This is a genomic window from Streptomyces sp. NPDC001700 (assembly GCF_053596435.1).
The window spans coordinates 1-16,750 of record NZ_JBSFGE010000022.1; the positions used below are offsets into that span (position 1 = coordinate 1).

Consider the following 16,750-nt stretch of genomic DNA (forward strand, 5'->3'; position numbering starts at 1 on the left):
CACCTCGTCCACAGCGGCCCAGACCACCCTCACCCACGAGGACGGTGTGCTCTCGTACATGGCCGCCGCCGGGCAGACGAACAAGGTGACGGTCCTCCAGCAGCGCCACGCCAACGCCCCTCTGTTGAAGCAGAGTTGTGGCCTGGTGCATCCCCCCTGCTGGGATTGGGAGCGCTGCGCGCTCCGGGCGGGTCCGCTGCGCTCCCCCGCCTGACGGTCCCTCCGGCTTCGCCTCCAGAACCGTTGGGGCCCTCCGGCGCGGGCTAGGCTGGCTAGGAGGGTGGCGGTCGCTCGTTCGGGTAGGTTCCAGGTAGTACATGCATCAGGTTGATACAGCGTGTAGCGTTGGCGGAAACACGGGACACCTCACAACCACCCGGGAGCCTCCCCGGAATTCCGAGAGGACCGACCGCAGATGACCGGTCACCCCGAATCTACCGGACCCGATCCCGCGCTGAGTAGCGATTGTGCACCGGGTGACGCAGTACCAGACTACGGGCGTAAACGCCCGGTAGAAGGTATTCGCGCTCCTGGATGCGCACGGCGTGCCCGCGAGCGAGGCGGACGACCTGGAGACCGGGGCGGTCGCCGGGGCGCAGTGCGAAGTGGTGGAGCTGGGCGGCATGGCGCCGGCCTCTCGGGGCCCGCTGTTCGCGGACGGCTGGGACGACGGCGTGACGGCCGTGAGCAAGGCCTTGGTGGGCATCGCGGACCGGGACTGGTCCCGGCGTGGCGGCCGGTCGGCCGGATCCGCTGAACTGGCCGTACATCTGGCGGACGTGAGGCAGCGTGAGCGGGCCGACCTGGTGCGGCTGGAGAGGTTCGTCCGGGAGAACGTGCTACCGCGCACCCATCCGCACACCACGGCGCGGCGCCGTGTGCTGGAGGCGCTGGGCGAGGCCGGCGGTCTATACACGACCCGGACGCGGAACACGGACGGAGACGTCATCGTCTGCACGCCCAATGCCGGGCACTACGACCCGGACGAAAAGCCGCCCTTCAAGGACGGAAAGCCCGGCGGCTGGCACAAGGCGGATGCGTCGATCTGGAACGACCTAGGCGCGGCCTGCATTCCGCACACGGCCCTCTAAAAGACCACAGACATTCACGCTCGGGGAGACATGGAAATGTCAGCGATTCAGCTCAAAGAACACCAGGTAGATCAGCGCTCCGCGTTTCGCAGGTGGGTGGGATTCCCTCCAAGGTCATCTGTGCCCCCGCAGGGTGCCCGGGGCACGATCGTGTCAGCGACCGGCTCGGGCAAGACGATCACAGCCGCCGCGTGCGCGCTGGAGTCATTCGCGGACAGCCGGATCCTCGTGACCGTCCCCACCCTGGACCTGCTCGCGCAGACCGCCCAGGCATGGCGCCTGGTGGGCCACCGCGCCCCGATGGTCGCGGTGTGCTCGCTGGAGAACGATGCAGTGCTAAACGCGCTGGGGGTGCGGACCACCACGAACCCGATCCGGCTCGCCCTGTGGGCCGGGTCCGGGCCGGTGGTCGTGTTCGCCACGTACGCCTCCCTGGTGGACCGCGAGGACATCGACGCTCCCGTGGACCAGGGGAAGGTTCGCGGGCCGCTGGAGGCCGCTCTGGCGGGCGGGGAGCGGCTGTACGGGCAGCAGATGGCCCCGTTCAACCTCGCGATCGTGGATGAGGCGCACGGAACCGCTGGTGATCTTGGGCGGCCGTGGGCGGCGATCCACGACAACCAGCGGATCCCGGCGGACTTCCGGCTCTACCTGACCGCGACCCCGCGCATCCTCGCCGCGGCCCGCCCGCAGAAGGGCGCGGACGGCCAGGAGGCGGAGATCGCGACCATGGCCGATGACCCGGAGGGCACGTACGGCGCGTGGCTCGCGGAGCTCGGGCTTTCGGAGGCGATCGAGCGCGAAATCCTTGCCGGGTTCGAGATCGACGTGCTGGAGATCCGCGATCCCTCGCCGGTCCTCGGGGAGTCGGAGGAGGCGCGGCGTGGCCGGCGCCTGGCGCTCCTGCAGACCGCCCTGTTGGAGCACGCGGCGGCGTACAACCTCCGTACGGTCATGACGTTCCACCAGAAGGTGGAAGAGGCGCAGGCGTTCTCGGACAAGCTCCCGGAGACCGCAGCCGAGCTGTACGTCAACGACGCCTCCGATGAGGACCTGGCCGCCGCCGACAAGCTCCCGAAGTCGTCCATCGACGCGGAATTCTACGAGCTGGAGGCCGGCCGCCACGTCCCGCCGGACCGGGTGTGGTCGGCGTGGCTGTGCGGCGACCACCTCGTCAGCGAGCGGCGCGAGGTCCTGCGCCAGTTCGCCAACGGCATCGACGCGGCCGGGCGCAGGGTGCACCGCGCCTTCCTCGCCAGCGTTCGCGTGCTCGGGGAAGGCGTGGACATCACCGGCGAGCGGGGAGTCGACTCGATCTGCTTTGCGGACACCCGCGGCTCGCAGGTGGAGATCGTGCAGAACATCGGCCGGGCGCTGCGGCTCAACAAGGACGGCTCCACGAAGGTGGCCAGGATCATCGTGCCGGTGTTCCTGGAGCCCGGCGAGGACCCGGACGACATGGTCGCCAGTGCCTCGTTCCGCCCTCTTGTAGCGGTCCTCCAGGGCCTGCGCTCGCATGATGAGCGCCTGGTCGAGCAGCTCGCCTCCCGCACGCTCACCAGCGGGAAGCGCAAGGTCCACCTCCGACGCGACGAGGACGGGCAGATCGTCGGGGCGGGCGGCGAGGGCGACGGCGCGGACCAGGAGGACGACGACACACAGGCCGCCGCCGAAGCTGCTCTGCTCCACTTCTCCAGCCCGCGCGACGCGGCGACCATCGCGGCGTTCCTGCGCACCCGGGTGTACCGGCCGGAGTCGCTGGTGTGGCTGGAGGGCTACCAGGCCCTGCTCCGGTGGCGGAAGGAGAACGGCATCACGAGCCTCTACGCCATCCCGTATGACGTCGAGGTCGAAGTCGGGGCGACCAAGGCGTTTCCGCTCGGGCGATGGATCCACCAGCAGCGAAAGGCGCTGCGGGCCGGGGAGCTGAAGGAACGGCGCAAGCTGTTGCTGGACGCACCGGAGGCCGGAATGGTCTGGGAGCCGGGCGAAGAAGCGTGGGAGGCCAAGCTCGCCGCGCTCCGGTCCTACCGGCGCGCCACCGGGCACCTCGCCCCACGTCAGGGCGCCATGTGGGACGACCCGGCCGGCGGCGGCCCCGTGCCAGTCGGGCAGCACATGGCCAACCTCCGGCGTAAGGGTGGTCTCGGGAAGGACCCGAAGCGGGCTGCCGCACGCGCGCATCAGCTGGCCGCGATCGATCCGGACTGGAACTGCCCCTGGCCCCTGGACTGGCAGCGTCACTACCGCGTCCTCGCGGACCTGGTCGACGCCGACGGCGCCCTGCCAGCCATCGCGCCCGGGGTGCTGTTCGAGGGCGACGACCTGGGCAAGTGGCTCCAGCGACAGCAGCAGCCGGCTAGCTGGGCGCAGTTGTCGACCGAACAGCAGGACCGGCTGTCGAAACTGGGCGTACAGCCCGCCGAGGCCCCGCCTGCCGTCCCGTCGCGTGCTCGTGCGACGAAGGAGCTACCCAAGGCGCAGCAGGCCTTCCAGCGCGGTCTGACAGCCCTCGCCCAGTGGGTGGAGCGGGAAGGTACGGACCGGCCGGTGCCGAGAGGGCACAGCGAAGAGATCACGGTCGACGGCGAGACGGAACCGGTAGCCGTCAGGCTGGGCGTGTGGGTCTCGAACACCAAATCGAGGTGGGGCAAGCTCGCCCAGGAGCAGCAGGCCGCCCTCGCTGCACTGGACGTCCCCTGGGCAGTGACCGCGCCGGTGCCGAGTCGGCCCGGGGGTCCGGATCCGGCGGGTGACGTCGTCGTCCAGCCCGTACCGTCGGACGCGTCAGGGCAAGAATGCCAGGGCCGAGGCGACACCATGGCGGAGAAAGAGCGCCAGGTCATGGAGCGGGTAACCGAGGCGCATGCATGAGCTGATGCGCAACCACACCAAGGCAGAACTGCTGCGCATGGCCTACGCGGGCGGCCTGGTCCGTTTCAACTCCCCCGAGAAGTGGCGCAAGGACGAGATCGCCTCCACCATCGTGGACATCGAACTTCGGACCGCTGTCCAGCCAGACCAAGCCCGGTCTGCCGAAGACACCACGCCTGCGGCGAAGAGTTCTCATCCGTTCGGGTGAGCGGCGAGGATCGGAACATCTGCGCTTCTGCTCATGTACTTGGCTTCGGGTATGGAGCCTGGCGGAGTTGTTGGTGTGGATGCGGCGGGCGATCTCAGGGTGTCCGCAGCACCTGTGGCTACCGGCAGGGTCGACGCGTGCTTTCGTGATCTTCTGGGGAAGGCACATCAGGTTTCGTGGCTTGAGGCGGCGCAGGATGTTGTCTTTGAGGACTGTCCTGTGATTCGGTCGTTTCCCGTCCGGTATGGGCGGCGCGTGGCGCCGGGGTGGTGGTGGTCGTCGACCACCGGGCGGCTGGTGGCGTACGGGTCCGGTGTCATGCGGACCGAGATGATGCTGCTCGACCGGGATCCGGCGGTTGTGGGGCTGGTCTGTCGGCCGGTGGAGCTGGTGTGGCGTGAGGACGGCAAGGTCGTCGGTCATGCGCCGCAGCTGATGGCCCGGCTTCAGGACGGCAGCGGCCTGTTACTCGACTGCGTGGGACGCAGCGGGTCCTCTGCCCGGCTGGCGGAGCGGGCACGGGTTGTGGCGGCTGCCGCGGAGGCAGTGGGCTGGTCCTACAGGCTCGCGGGGCCGCCGGATCCGGTGCTGGTGGCCAATGTGCGGTGGCTGGCGGGTTACCGGCATCCCCGGTACGCCGCAGGGCCGTGGATGCCAGCTCTGGTGGAGGCGTTCAGCAGTCCGCAGCCAGCGGTGGAGGCTGTGCGGGAGCTGGGTGACCCGATCGCCTTGTGGCCCGCGGTCTTTCATGCGCTGTGGAGCGGTGTGCTCCGGGTGCGGCTGGACGAACCGCTGCACGAGCGTGCCGTTGTCTCGGTCGCACGGCAGGAGGCCGGAGCGGCGTGACGCAGGCGGTTGTCGAGGTCGGGGCGCGCCTTCGCTACGACGGACGGGTATGGACGCTCGCCGTGCTGGAAGGCGCCCGGGCCACGCTGGTGACCGATGAGGGCGCCTCGGCGGTGGTGCTGCTGCCCTACCTGTTCGCCGATCCGTCCTTCGAGGTGGAAGGCGGGCCGGCGCCGGGGAGGGTGCCGCCGTTCGGGCTGCTGGAGGCGCTGCCGGTGGAGGTGCGGGAGCGGGCTCTGGCGTGGCAGCGGCATGTGCGGGAGGTGGAGACCGGATTTCCTGACGCGGTCGGGCAGGGCGCCCCGCGTGAGCAGTTCGATCCGGCGGTACGGAGCCTGGCGCAGCGGGAGCGGGCGAAGGCGGAGGAGTTGAGGGCAGCGGGCTGGGCGGCGAGTGCGGCGACGGTGCGCCGGATGCGGGCGCGCTACCGCAGCGAGGGCTTGTGGGGGCTGTTGGACGGCCGGGCCGTGCGGGAGCGGTCGGCGGTGGGTCGGGCCGATGAGCGGGTGGTCGCGGCAGTCAGGAAGGCGCTGGATGGGCAGCGGGAGCGGTCGACGGGCACGCTGGTGCGGCTGCGGCGCCGGGTGGGGTGGCTGCTGGAGGAGGAGTACGGCGCCGGGGTGGTGGCGCTGCCGCCGGTGTCGACGTTCAACCGGCTGGTGCACGCGGTGGCCGACGGGCAGGGGCTGCTGGGAACGGCGGCGCAGCGGCGGTGGCATGCGTCGCGGCCGGCGCCTCCGTTCACGCCGACGGTGGCACTGCGGCCGGGCGAGCTGGTGATGCTGGACAGCACGCCGCTGGACGTGCTGGCGGTGCTGGACGACGGTGTGACCGGCCGGGTTGAGCTGAGCATCGCGCTGGACGTGGCGACGCGCAGTATCTGCGCGGCGGTAGTGCGGCCGGTGGGCACGACGTCGGTGGACGCGGCGATGCTGCTGGCGCAGATGGTGGTGCCGACGGCGATGCGGCCGGGGTGGGACGCGGCGCTGTCGATGCAGCGGTCGGTCATCCCCTACGAGCGGCTGGTCGCGTTGGACGCGCGGCTGGAGCATGCGGCCGCCCGGCCGGTGATCATGCCGGAGACGGTGGTCGTGGACCAGGGCCGGGTGTATGTGTCGGCTTCGTTCGTCTCGGCGTGCGAGAGCCTGGGGGTCTCGGTGCAGCCGGTGCCGCCGGCGAACGGCCCGGCGAAGGGGAACGTGGAGCGGACCTTCGGCGCCATCGCCGACGGGTTCAGCCAGTACCTGCCGGGCCACACCGGCTCGGATGTCTCCCAGCGGGGCACGGCCGCGGAGCAGGATGCGTGCTGGAGCCTGGCGCAGCTTCAGGAGCTGCTGGACGAGTGGGTCATCTGCGGGTGGCAGGAGCGCGCGCATGAGGCGCTGCGGCACCCGATGATGCCGCGGGTCGCCGTCTCCCCGAACGAGATGTGGGCGGCTTTGGTGGCGGTGACGGGGCATGTACCGGTGCCGTTGTCCGCCGACGACTACGTCGAGCTGCTGCCTCTTCGGTGGCAAGCCGTCAACGACTACGGCATCCGCTTCGGCTACCGCACCTACGACCACCCCGGCCTGAACCCCTACCGGCGCCGCAGCTCACCGCAGACGGACAAGAACGGACGGTGGGAGGTCCACCACAACCCCTTCGACCCGAACCGGGTGTGGGTGCGCCTGCCCGACGGATGGCTCGAGGTGCCGTGGGTCCACGCGGAGGCGGTACGGCGCCCCTTCACCGCGTTCACCTTTGACCACGTCCGCCGCACCGTGGAACGCCGCGAGGGCCGCGAAGAACACGAGGCGGCGATCGCCCAGGCGCTGGATGCGCTGCTATGGCGCGCAAGCCAGGGACTGGGCAGCAGACGAGAGCGGACGGTAGCCGCCCGGGCCCAGGCTGCTGCACAGATGACCGATCCCTCCCCCGTCACCACCCCGCAGCAGTGGCCTGCGCCTCTCGCGCCGGGGGCCTCGTTCGGGCTGCCCGGTTCCTTCACCGTCCCGCTGGACGCCGACGGCTGGGACATCGACGACAGTCTGGATGACATCGACGACGATCCGGGCGGCGAGGACTACCTTCTCGCCTCCCTCGCCGACGGCCAGGACGCCACGGCAGGCCACGCGGATGAAGCGTCCAAGCCGACGGCCGCAACGGCCGGGGACCAAGCCGCTGAGCAGACGCCGGACGCTGACGGAGCGGGCGGCATGCGCATCTACGACCCATACCAGGAGGCCCAGGCATGGTGACGACGGCCCAGCCCGCCAGCACGAGCACTTTCAGTCCACTGACGACGTGGGACGGGTGGCAGCAGTTCGTCGACACGCACCACGCAACGGCACGGGACGTCGGCGACCGGGAGTGGACGCTGGAGCAGCGGGAGGACTACCACGCGCGGTTCGTGGTGCTGAAGACCCCCGCGATGGACACCATCTCCACCGCGGTCCGGCGTCTGCTGCTGCTCAACCGCGGCCAGCAGGGCGGAGCCCGGCGCGGCCTGATCATCTCCGGACCGGCCACCACCGGGAAGACCACCGCGATGCAGCAGCTCGGGCGCACCGTCGAACTGGCCGACCGGCGCCGCCACCCGAACCGGGACAGACGTCTGCCGGTCCTGTTCATCACCGTGCCGCCGTCCTCCACCCCAAAAATGCTCATCAGCGAGTTCGCCCGCTTCCTGGGCCTGCCAACGCTGGAGCGGATGAACCAGATCCAGATCACCAACGCCGTGTGCGAGCTGCTGTGCGAGATGGGCACCCAGCTGGTCCTGGTCGACGACGTGCATCTGATGGACACCCGCAGCCGGGCCGGCGCCGAGACCTCCGACCAGCTGAAGTACCTCGGTGAGCGGATCCCGGCGACGTTCGTCTACTCCGGCATCGACGTCGAAGCCTCGCCGCTGCTGACCGGCGTGCGCGGCTCCCAGCTCGCCGGCCGCTTCAAGATCGTGCGCAACCAGCCGCTGCGCTACGGCAGCAGCGCGGACAAGCAGGTCTGGAATGCCCTGGTGAACGGCATGGACGGCGCGCTGCGGCTGCGCCAGCACCGGCCCGGCACGCTGGTCACACACGCCGCCTACCTGCACGCCCGCACCGGCGGCCGCATGGGCAGCCTCTCCCACCTCATCCGCGAAGCCGCCCTGGTCTCCCTGCTGGACGGCACCGAGAAGATCACTAAGAATCTGCTCGAACAGATCGAGCTCGATACCGCCGCCGAACAACGGGCCCGGACACCCAGGCGCCGCCGAATGCCCACGCAACGCCAGCCTTGACCGGCGGCTTCTGCCTCAACCGTCCGCCCCGATCCCCCGTTCGGCCACAGCTCGGATGCCGGTACATCCGGGCCCGCCAGGAAACGACCTCTGCTCCCTGATGCACGACTTTCTTCCACCACAGCCGCAGCCGCCGCGTACGGCTGCGGCACGACCGGGGCCGGTACGGCTCGCGCCGCTGCAGGGTGAGACGAACCTTTCGTACCTGGACCGGCTGGCCGACCGCTACCGGCTCGGCGTCCGAGACCTCGTCCCGGCGCTGCTCCAGGTCGGCGGAAGCCTGTTCAAGGGCTACCGCACGGACGGCGAGGTCTACCTCAACGCCGAGGCTCGCGCCCGCGTCTCCGTGTTCAGCCGCGTGCCCGAGGAGATCCTTCAGCGGGCCCTGCCCTTCTGGACCGCCCAGGAACCCCTTTCGCCGGACGGGGCGGGCACGGCCGGGCGATTCCGCTTCGGTTCCGTGGTCCCGGCTGCGGGGGAAGGCTGCCGGCTGTGCACGGCCGCACGCACCGGACGGGCCAAGCCTGCACGGCTGTACCTGCAGCCGCACACCCGGATCTGCCCGCGCCACCGGCGCTGGATGCTCGGCACCCACTGGATCGGCGGCGCGCCGGTCGGCACCGAGCAGATCGACCTAACGGGGCTGCCGGAGATGATCGCGGCACACCGGCGACACATGAAGCTGCTGCGCCATCGGCCGGACATGTCTAAGGCTTTCGATGTCGCCCATGCCGTCGCCGTCTCCTGGTGGGCACAGCAATGGCCTGAGGAAGAGCAGTGGCCGCGCCGGGCACTGCAGCTCGCGCCGCCAGGCACCGATCCCGGCTGGTGGCGGCTGCTGGCCAGGGACGCGGTCACCTACCCGGAGACGGTTGCCCTCGCCTCTGTTCTCGTTGATGAACGCTTCAAGCAGCGGCTGCTCGCCGAGAGCGGCGGCCACCTGCCGCACACCCTTGCGGACACGCCCGCTCTGGTCAGCGAGCTGGCCCAGATCACCAACCGGGGCTGGCTGCCCGAGAAGATCGCTTCCACCTCAGCCGGGCCCTTGCTGGTATGGGTGCACCACTGCGTGCGGTCCCCTGCTGGCGCAGACGCCGCCGATCGTTTGTGGACGCTGCACATGGCACACCGGCCCCGGCCCATCGCCCGGGAACTGCAGGCCTACCGCGACGCGGGCCGTAAGCCGGAGGCGGTGGGAGACAGCCTGTCGCGGGGCCGCGGGCTTCGGCTCACCCCCGAGCAGGCATTTCATACAGGTCTGGCCCAAGCCCGTGCCTACGCTGCCCTTCACGGCCACCTCGCGGCTCCGATCGGCGAGCGGTTCAACGGCTTTGCACTGGGCCGGTGGCTGTCCAACCACCGGAAATCCCCCGCGGTACCGCCCGAACACGTCGCGGAACTCGAGGCGCTGGATCCGTGGTGGCGGCCGCCTTGGACGGTGATGTGGCAGCGTACCTACTACGAAGCCCGCGACCACGCCCGCGCGCAAGGCCTGCGGCCCGAGCGCGGCTTTCCCGCCACAAGCTTCGGCCTGGGCGAATGGCTCTACAACCAGTGCGCAGGCTATGACGACTTGCACCCCGCGCAGCAGCGCCTGCTGTCCGGCATCGGCCTCACCCCCGAGGCCGTACGGGCGGCCCGTCCCCGCCGCAAGCACATGGCCACCCACTTCGAACGCACCCTCGCGGGTGCAAGCGCCTACGCCCGCGCCCACGGCACGCTGGTGACCGCGACCGCCGACACCGTCCAGGACGGATTCAAGCTAGGGCAGTGGCTGGCCAACCAGCGCAGCAAAGACCGCGCCTACCAGCTGCGTCATGGCGCTCCCTCACCCCGAGCACTGGCACTGTCGGCAATCGATCCCTGGTGGAACCCGCCCTGGACCCTGGACTGGCAACGCTCCTGGCACCAGGCACACACCCACATCGGAGACGGTCACGTCCTGGACGCTGGGGCCGGATTCCCCGGCACCAGCAGCGCACTCGCCACCTGGCTGACCAACCAGTGCGCCCAGTACGACGCACTCCAGCCCGACCAGCAGGGCCTGCTCGCCCGGATCGGGCTGACCGCGGACCGGGCCCGCGGCGCGGCCGCACGGCCCGCCGAACGCGAAGCCGACTTCGCCGTCGGACTCGGCTACGCACTCGGCTATCACGCCGCACGCGGCACCCTCGCCATCCCGGTCGACACCGTCCACGACGGATTCCAGCTGGGGCGATGGCTGCGCCGACAGCGCCACCACGCCCGAACCGACACCTGCCGGGGTGCGCCTCCTTCCGCTGCGGCGAAGGCGCTGGGCAGGGTCGATCCCTGGTGGTGCCCGCCCTGGAGCCTGGCCTGGCAGCGCACGTGGCAGCACATCCACCATCAGGTCCCCGCTGACCACCAGCTGGACGCCACGCACGAGTTCCGCAGCTTCGCCCCCGCCGAGCGCGCCTGGCTACGCCGACAGATCACCCGCTACGACGACCTGTGTTCCGGCCAGCAGCGCCTCCTGGCCGACATCGGCCTCACCGAGGAGAGCACCCGCGCCCGGCCCGTCACCCCGTACGCCGAGACCGCGCTCGAGCACGCCCGCGGCTACACAGCCGCGCACGGCAGTCTGGCAACGCCGTACTGCGCCGTCCACGACGGCTTCCCCCTGGGGACCTGGCTCGCCCGACAACGCCTTCTGGCCCATAACGCGAACACCCCATACGCCGTCCACCGCGCCCTGACCACGCTCGACCCCTGGTGGAACCCGCCCTGGCCCATGCGCTGGCAGCGCTCCTACCATCACGCCCGCACCACACCCATCAGTGCGGGCACGAGCTCTTGGGCGTCCGCTCAACGCGCCGCCTGGCGCCGGCTACACCCGCAACAGCGCGCACTCCTCACCGACATCGGCATCACCCCGGAAAACCGCACAACCACACAGCGCCGCGAAGCGACCCGCGCCTACCCGCCAAGCCCCGGCTTGGCCCACGCCCGCGCCTGGGCCGAGGAGACCGGCAACCTCTGCGTCCCCAAAAGCGCGCACCATGACGGCTTTCCCCTGGGGGCATGGCTGATCCAACAACGCCGCAAAGCCGGCCAACGCCGCCTCTCCCCCGCCACCCTGCACACCCTCAACACCATCGACCCCTGGTGGAACCCACCCTGGCCCTACCACTGGCACCGCACCTACCACCAAGCCCGCGAGCATCACCACACAGGCCAGCCCTACCCGCCACGCATCACCTCATGGATCCAGACCCAGCACCGCGACTGGCCACGCCTGCATCCCAAGCAACAACACCTGCTCACCACCATCGACATCCACCCCGGATAGAACCGACAACATCGCTTCCCATACTTGTGTTCGATTATTGTTGTTGTTCTGGACGGGCAACATCAGAATCGGGAGAATGTGGGCATGGCGTCCTCCGCGCATGAGGCATCTGCGTCGGCCCTGGGCTATATCTTCCAGGCGCAGCTCGCCCTCCTTGAGCTGCTGCGGGGACAAGAGGATCGCCCGGACGGGGCGATCAGCCTGGAGCTCCACGACGACGTTGCGTGGGAAGAAGACGGTCGCCCCGTTGAACTCCTGCAGGTCAAGCACCACATCCGCAGTGTGCGGTTGCTCGGCGACAAGGACGACGACGTGTGGCGGACTATCCAGTCCTGGATGGACACCCACGCCCCTGGCGACGAATACGGCCCCATGCTGACCCTGGTCACCACGCAGGAGGCCCGGCCGGGTACGGCTATGGCCGCGCTCAAGGTGCCCAATCGAGCACCCGCACAGGCCCTTGACCTACTCATCGCCGCCGCGCAGGAGTCGAAGGCCAAGGAAACGAAGGACGCACGGGCAGCTTTCCTGGCACTTCAGCCGGCGCAGCGTGCCGTCTTCGTACAGCGGATGAGGGTCATCGACGGTTCGCCGTCCATCGACGACCTCGACGCGCAGGTACGGGTGAAGCTCAGAGCCGCGCTCCCCGACGGGCACGCCGACTCCTTCATGCGGCAGCTGTGGGCGTGGTGGTACGAGCAGACCGTGGACATGCTGCAGAAGCGGCACACCAGCGTCTCCGTGACCCGGCTGATGCAACGCATCAGCCGTCTCCGCGACGACTACACCTCCGACAGGCTGCCCACACTGGTGAACCGTGAGGACTTCCCGCAGGAGGCTGAGACCGAGCTGGCCGATGCCTGCTTCGTCCACCAGCTGCGCTGGGTGGGCGCCGGCCGTCAGTTGAACAAGGCGATGGTGGACTATTACCGCGCCTACACCCAGACCGTGGCCTGGCTCGAAGATGACCTGGTGGACCTCGACGAGCTGGCACGGTTCGAGGACAACCTCGCCGACGAGTGGCAGCGGGAGTTCGACTGGATGCTCGACGACCTGGGTGAAGATGCCACCGACCGGGAGCAGGAGCAGGCCGGCAAGGCGCTGCTGCGCAAAACCCTGGACCAGACCCGGTACCGAATCCGTGAAGCGTACGACGAGGCGTTCTTCTCCCGAGGCAAGCACCACGAGCTGGCCGACCGCGGACGGGTCGGATGGCACCCCGACTTCGAGGTACGAGTGAAGAACCTGATCAGGGCCGCCCGTGCCTAGCTGGACACAGCGGCCGCAAGCCAGCGCCGCCTTCCTCAACCCTGCTCTCGTCGCCGCCGTCGCAGCCACTGCGGCACGCGATTACGAGCGGGAGGCCTCCGGCAGGCTGATGCCGTGGCCAATGGCCTTCGTCGTGGCCCCACTGATCCTGCACCGGCCCACGCGGCAAGCGCTGCCCACTTCGACGCGCACCCATCTCACGAACTGGGTGGCGAAACACCCGGCACTCGTCGCAGGCCTTGCCGCGCGCAGCAACTCACTCGCGCCCGCCGTACGGGAAGGCCTGCGCTTTGGGCTCCGCCATCAGATGCTCACCATCGAGCAGGGCTCTCTCAAGGGCCGGATTGCGTCGAAATCCCTTATCGAGGGTGAACTTGCCGACCTGATCAAGGCCGCATCGCTGATAGGCCGCTGGACTGCCAAGTCCGACAACCCTTCCACCGTGTTTACGCTGCTGGGCGTGAGACCCTGAGCCGGTGCAGATCCGGTCGATCATCCTCTACAGCAAGAGCGGCGAGAAGCGCGTCCTGGACTTCCGGCTCGGCGAGCTCAACATCGTCACCGGCACCTCCCAGACAGGCAAGAGCGCGCTGCTCGACATCGTCGATTTCTGCCTCGGCAGGGACGAGGCCACGCTCCCGATCAGCCCGATCTTCAACACTGTCGCGTGGTATGCAGTCATCCTGCAGCTGCCCGACACCCGCATACTCGCCGCACGGCCGGCGCCTCGCCCCGGCGCCAAGTCCGTCACCAACGCCATGCTCGAAGTCGGCAACGACCTCGGCACCCCGGAACTGTCCGACCTCCGCGTCAACACCGACTCCACACAGCTGCGCCAGCAGCTCGGACGCCGGATCGGCATCGGAGACACCCGCAGCGAACCAGCGCCGGGAAGCCTGCTCTCCCCGCTCAGCGCCAACCTCGGCCACGGCGTCCTGCTCTGCCTGCAGAACCAGGATGAAGTCGCTTCCAAACGGGCCCTGTTCCACCGGCAGAACGAGCGCGGCATCCCCGAGAGCCTCAAGGCCACGATCCCCTATTTCCTCGGCGCGGTCCCCGAGGACCAGGCCGCGCTCCAGCATCAGCTCACCCAAGCCAAACGAGCCCTCCGCCGCGCCGAGAACGACCTCAAAGCCGCCCAGGAAGCAAACCAAGGCATCGAGGCCCGCCTTGAGTCCCTCCTCGGCGAGGCCCGCGTCCACGGTCTACTCGCCGACACCAGCGTCGACACCTCCGACAGAGCAGCCGTCATCGAGGCACTGCAGCAGGCTGCTTCCTTCCGGCCCACCCCGGACAACGCAGACGAGGAACAGCGGCGGCACGAACTCCTCCTCACCGAACAGTCAGCGGCTCTCCGGCGGCAGCTTCGCTCCCTCGCAGAAGAACGCCAGCTCCTCAACGACCTGGAGACACAGGCCGCCGGCTACACCGGCGCCGTCGCCCGCGGCATGTCACGCCTGTCGGCGCTCAACCTCGTACCCGACGGTTTCCCCGGCGAACACAGCTGCCCCCTGTGCGGAAACGAGCTCGCCGAGCCCGACCCAACCATCGCCGATATGCACACCACCCTCGCAGACCTCCGAGGACAGCTCGACAGCGTCCAAACCGTCCAGCCCCGCCGCGAGCAGGCCCTGCGCGAGATCGAGCAGACGGCGACGCGCCTACGCCAACAGCTCCGCGGCATCGAAGGCGCCCTGAGCATCATCGCCGAACAGCGCAACCAGCAGGCCGGCCTCCTAGGACAGGCCGAAGCCCAGGCCTACACCCGCGGCAGGATCAGCGCCTACCTGGGCCAGATCAACACCGCATCCGACAGCGGACACCTCCAGCGCCTGGAGTCAGACGTCGCCGTCGCCCAGCGACTCATCCAAGGCCTCGAAGAGCAGCTCGATACCGAGACCATCGACGACAAACTCACCCACGGCCTCAGCTACCTCAGCGGCAAGATGACCAGCCACGCCCGAACCCTGAAACTCGAACACGGCGACCGCCTGGTCCGTCTGGACCTCAAAAAGCTCACCATCGTCGCCGACACCGACGAGGGCATCACCGAACTGCTCCGCATCGGCAGCGGCAAGAACCACGTCGGCTACCACGTGGCCGCCCATCTCGCCCTCCACCAGTACTTCGTCGCCAACAGCCGGCCCGTACCCCGCTTCCTCATGCTCGACCAGCCGACCCAGCCCTACTACCCCTCCGACATGGCCAAACAACGAGGACGGCTGGAGGACATCACCCTGGACGAAGACCGAGTGACCGTCACCCGCCTCTTCGAACTCATGCATCAGGTCGCCAGGGAGCTCTCCCCGAAATTCCAGATGATCGTCAGCGACCACGCGGACCTGCCCCACGACTGGTACCAGGGCTCCGTCCGCTACAACTGGCGCAATGGCGAAAAACTCATCCCCACCACCTGGCTCGAAGACCAGCCCACCCCGTAGCCAGGCACCATGCCCCGCTCTCCACCATCGGCATCCACCCCGGACGGAACCGACAACAGCGGCACTGTCAGAGCCGTGCGGAACAATGCCTCCATGGGCGAATCCCTCGCGACACAGTTCCTCAGCGCGGACTTCGAGACGGCCTGCCCCAGCTGCGGCTACCTGACGTGGGTCCGCTACTCGGAGGTCGTAGCCCAGACGGCCGTGATCTGTCCCTGCTGCTACACCCAGATCTGGCTGGTCGACGAGACCGGCAGTGCGCAGAACGCGGGCGACGTCGTCCAGCAACAGATCACACAAGTTCTGAAAGGCCTCTTGCGGTGAAGTACCAGCAGCGCCTCCAGGTCACCGTACGCGAACGCCTGCGCAAACTCATGACCGCGCCCTTCTCCAGCTCCGGCCACGAAGTCCACCTCGCCGTCACCTGGGTCAAGAATCAGCCAGCCCTCAGATGCCTCCTCGAAGAGGCCTCCAGGTCAGAGCCGGACGTGGACCGGGACCGGTTCCGCACCGGACTGACCCGCAGTGGCCGCTTCGTGTGGCCCAGCCGAACCGAAGAAGGACGAGCCACACTCATCTGGGACCTGATGCAGGAAATTGCAGAAGCCGAAGCAGACAACCCCGAGATCGGGTGGCAGATCGCAAGCGACTACAGCATGCAAAGGAGCGCTCAGGACAACTGGCGGGAGTTCGCCGAAGACATCCTGCAGCCCCTCTTCGACTTCCTCAGCGAGCGCGTCGGGGCCGAGAGCAGCATCCTGCATACTCTCGAGCGCTACCGCACCCGCATCGAGTGGTTCGACCGCGACGAGCTGTACGCACGGTTCACCGCCGACACCGCCAACGGCGAAGAGGTCTACAACCTGGACCTGCAGCGCTTCCTCTTCCTCGAGGGTGACCACATCACCCACGCCAAGCCCCGCTCAGCCTCCGGCGAAGCCGACCTCATCGGCGACCTCGACGCCGGCGACCCCCTCGTCTGCGACGGCAAGATCTTCGACGGCACGAGCCGCGGCAAGAGCTACCTCGTTAAAGGCATGCACCAGATCGTCAAGTACGCCCACGACTATGGGCAACACACCGCCTACCTCGTCATCTACAGCATCAGCGACAAGCTCCTCGAGCTACCGACCAATGGCACCCCCGGCGCCTGGCCCCCGTACACCGAAATCTCCAGCGTCCGCGTCTACTTCATCCACGTCCGCGTCCTGCCACCCACCACCACCGCCAGCAAAGCCGGCAAAGCCACCCGCGTCACCCTCACCCACCACGACCTCACCACCCCCGACACCACCTGACCCGTCCCATCAAGTAGCAGCTCACTGGAACTGCACAACGCTCGATCAACCTGCCACACCCGCGTACGCACAGGTCAGAGCAACACCACCCCGCCCAGCCCCGCACACCGAGCACCCCCAGGCACCGCGAACATCACCCAGAAGAACTGAG

Annotated in this window: 12 protein-coding genes and 1 pseudogene; all 13 read left to right on the top strand. The window is 69.0% G+C overall.

Annotation, left to right across the window (positions count from 1 at the left end; translation table 11 throughout):
* Positions 1 to 214, top strand: a pseudogene (locus ACWC5C_RS31980) (hypothetical protein); the annotation flags it as partial.
* A 331-nt stretch (positions 215 to 545) separates the two neighbouring features.
* Positions 546 to 1,091: a hypothetical protein gene (locus ACWC5C_RS31985; protein WP_450881130.1), complete on the top strand. Its 546-nt coding sequence runs from the start codon at positions 546 to 548 to the stop codon at positions 1,089 to 1,091.
* Positions 1,092 to 1,127: 36 nt separating this feature from the next.
* Positions 1,128 to 3,965 (top strand): Helicase associated domain protein, encoded by a 2,838-nt coding sequence (locus tag ACWC5C_RS31990; protein WP_450881132.1) that lies wholly within the window; start codon positions 1,128 to 1,130, stop codon positions 3,963 to 3,965.
* Entirely contained in the window at positions 3,958 to 4,173 is a 216-nt protein-coding gene (locus ACWC5C_RS31995) for a hypothetical protein (protein WP_450881134.1), read from the top strand. The genes ACWC5C_RS31990 and ACWC5C_RS31995 overlap by 8 nt, the downstream gene beginning before the upstream one ends.
* A gap of 219 nt (positions 4,174 to 4,392) precedes the next feature.
* Positions 4,393 to 5,019, top strand: a complete 627-nt coding sequence (locus ACWC5C_RS32000) for a TnsA-like heteromeric transposase endonuclease subunit (RefSeq protein WP_450881249.1) — start codon at positions 4,393 to 4,395, stop codon at positions 5,017 to 5,019.
* Positions 5,016 to 7,259, top strand: coding sequence for a transposase (locus tag ACWC5C_RS32005; RefSeq protein ID WP_450881136.1), 2,244 nt, complete (start codon positions 5,016 to 5,018; stop codon positions 7,257 to 7,259). Before ACWC5C_RS32000 ends, ACWC5C_RS32005 begins: the two co-directional genes overlap by 4 nt.
* Complete coding sequence (locus tag ACWC5C_RS32010) at positions 7,253 to 8,281, top strand: TniB family NTP-binding protein (protein ID WP_450881138.1); 1,029 nt, start codon at positions 7,253 to 7,255, stop codon at positions 8,279 to 8,281. Before ACWC5C_RS32005 ends, ACWC5C_RS32010 begins: the two co-directional genes overlap by 7 nt.
* Positions 8,282 to 8,381: 100 nt before the next feature.
* Complete coding sequence (locus ACWC5C_RS32015) at positions 8,382 to 11,591, top strand: Helicase associated domain protein (protein ID WP_450881140.1); 3,210 nt, start codon at positions 8,382 to 8,384, stop codon at positions 11,589 to 11,591.
* Between the two features lie 84 nt (positions 11,592 to 11,675).
* The gene (locus tag ACWC5C_RS32020; protein WP_450881142.1) at positions 11,676 to 12,860 is read left to right on the top strand and encodes an ABC-three component system protein; all 1,185 of its coding nucleotides are present in this window, start codon (positions 11,676 to 11,678) and stop codon (positions 12,858 to 12,860) included.
* Positions 12,853 to 13,332, top strand: a complete 480-nt coding sequence (locus tag ACWC5C_RS32025; protein ID WP_450881144.1) for a three component ABC system middle component — start codon at positions 12,853 to 12,855, stop codon at positions 13,330 to 13,332. The genes ACWC5C_RS32020 and ACWC5C_RS32025 overlap by 8 nt, the downstream gene beginning before the upstream one ends.
* A gap of 4 nt (positions 13,333 to 13,336) precedes the next feature.
* Complete coding sequence (locus tag ACWC5C_RS32030; RefSeq protein ID WP_450881146.1) at positions 13,337 to 15,301, top strand: DUF3732 domain-containing protein; 1,965 nt, start codon at positions 13,337 to 13,339, stop codon at positions 15,299 to 15,301.
* A gap of 75 nt (positions 15,302 to 15,376) precedes the next feature.
* A complete protein-coding gene (locus tag ACWC5C_RS32035) occupies positions 15,377 to 15,625 on the top strand; it encodes a hypothetical protein (RefSeq protein ID WP_450881148.1) in 249 nt (82 codons plus the stop codon).
* A complete protein-coding gene (locus ACWC5C_RS32040) occupies positions 15,622 to 16,599 on the top strand; it encodes a hypothetical protein (protein WP_450881150.1) in 978 nt (325 codons plus the stop codon). The genes ACWC5C_RS32035 and ACWC5C_RS32040 overlap by 4 nt, the downstream gene beginning before the upstream one ends.
* The last annotated feature ends 151 nt before the right edge of the window (positions 16,600 to 16,750 follow it).

Bases quoted from the DNA above. Each gene is read 5' to 3' on its own strand.
- ACWC5C_RS31990 (WP_450881132.1), top strand. From the start codon at position 1,128: ATGTCAGCGATTCAGCTCAAAGAACACCAGGTAGATCAGCGCTCCGCG.
- ACWC5C_RS31995 (WP_450881134.1), top strand. From the start codon at position 3,958: ATGCATGAGCTGATGCGCAACCACACCAAGGCAGAACTGCTGCGCATG.
- ACWC5C_RS32010 (WP_450881138.1), top strand. From the start codon at position 7,253: ATGGTGACGACGGCCCAGCCCGCCAGCACGAGCACTTTCAGTCCACTG.
- ACWC5C_RS32015 (WP_450881140.1), top strand. From the start codon at position 8,382: ATGCACGACTTTCTTCCACCACAGCCGCAGCCGCCGCGTACGGCTGCG.
- ACWC5C_RS32020 (WP_450881142.1), top strand. From the start codon at position 11,676: ATGGCGTCCTCCGCGCATGAGGCATCTGCGTCGGCCCTGGGCTATATC.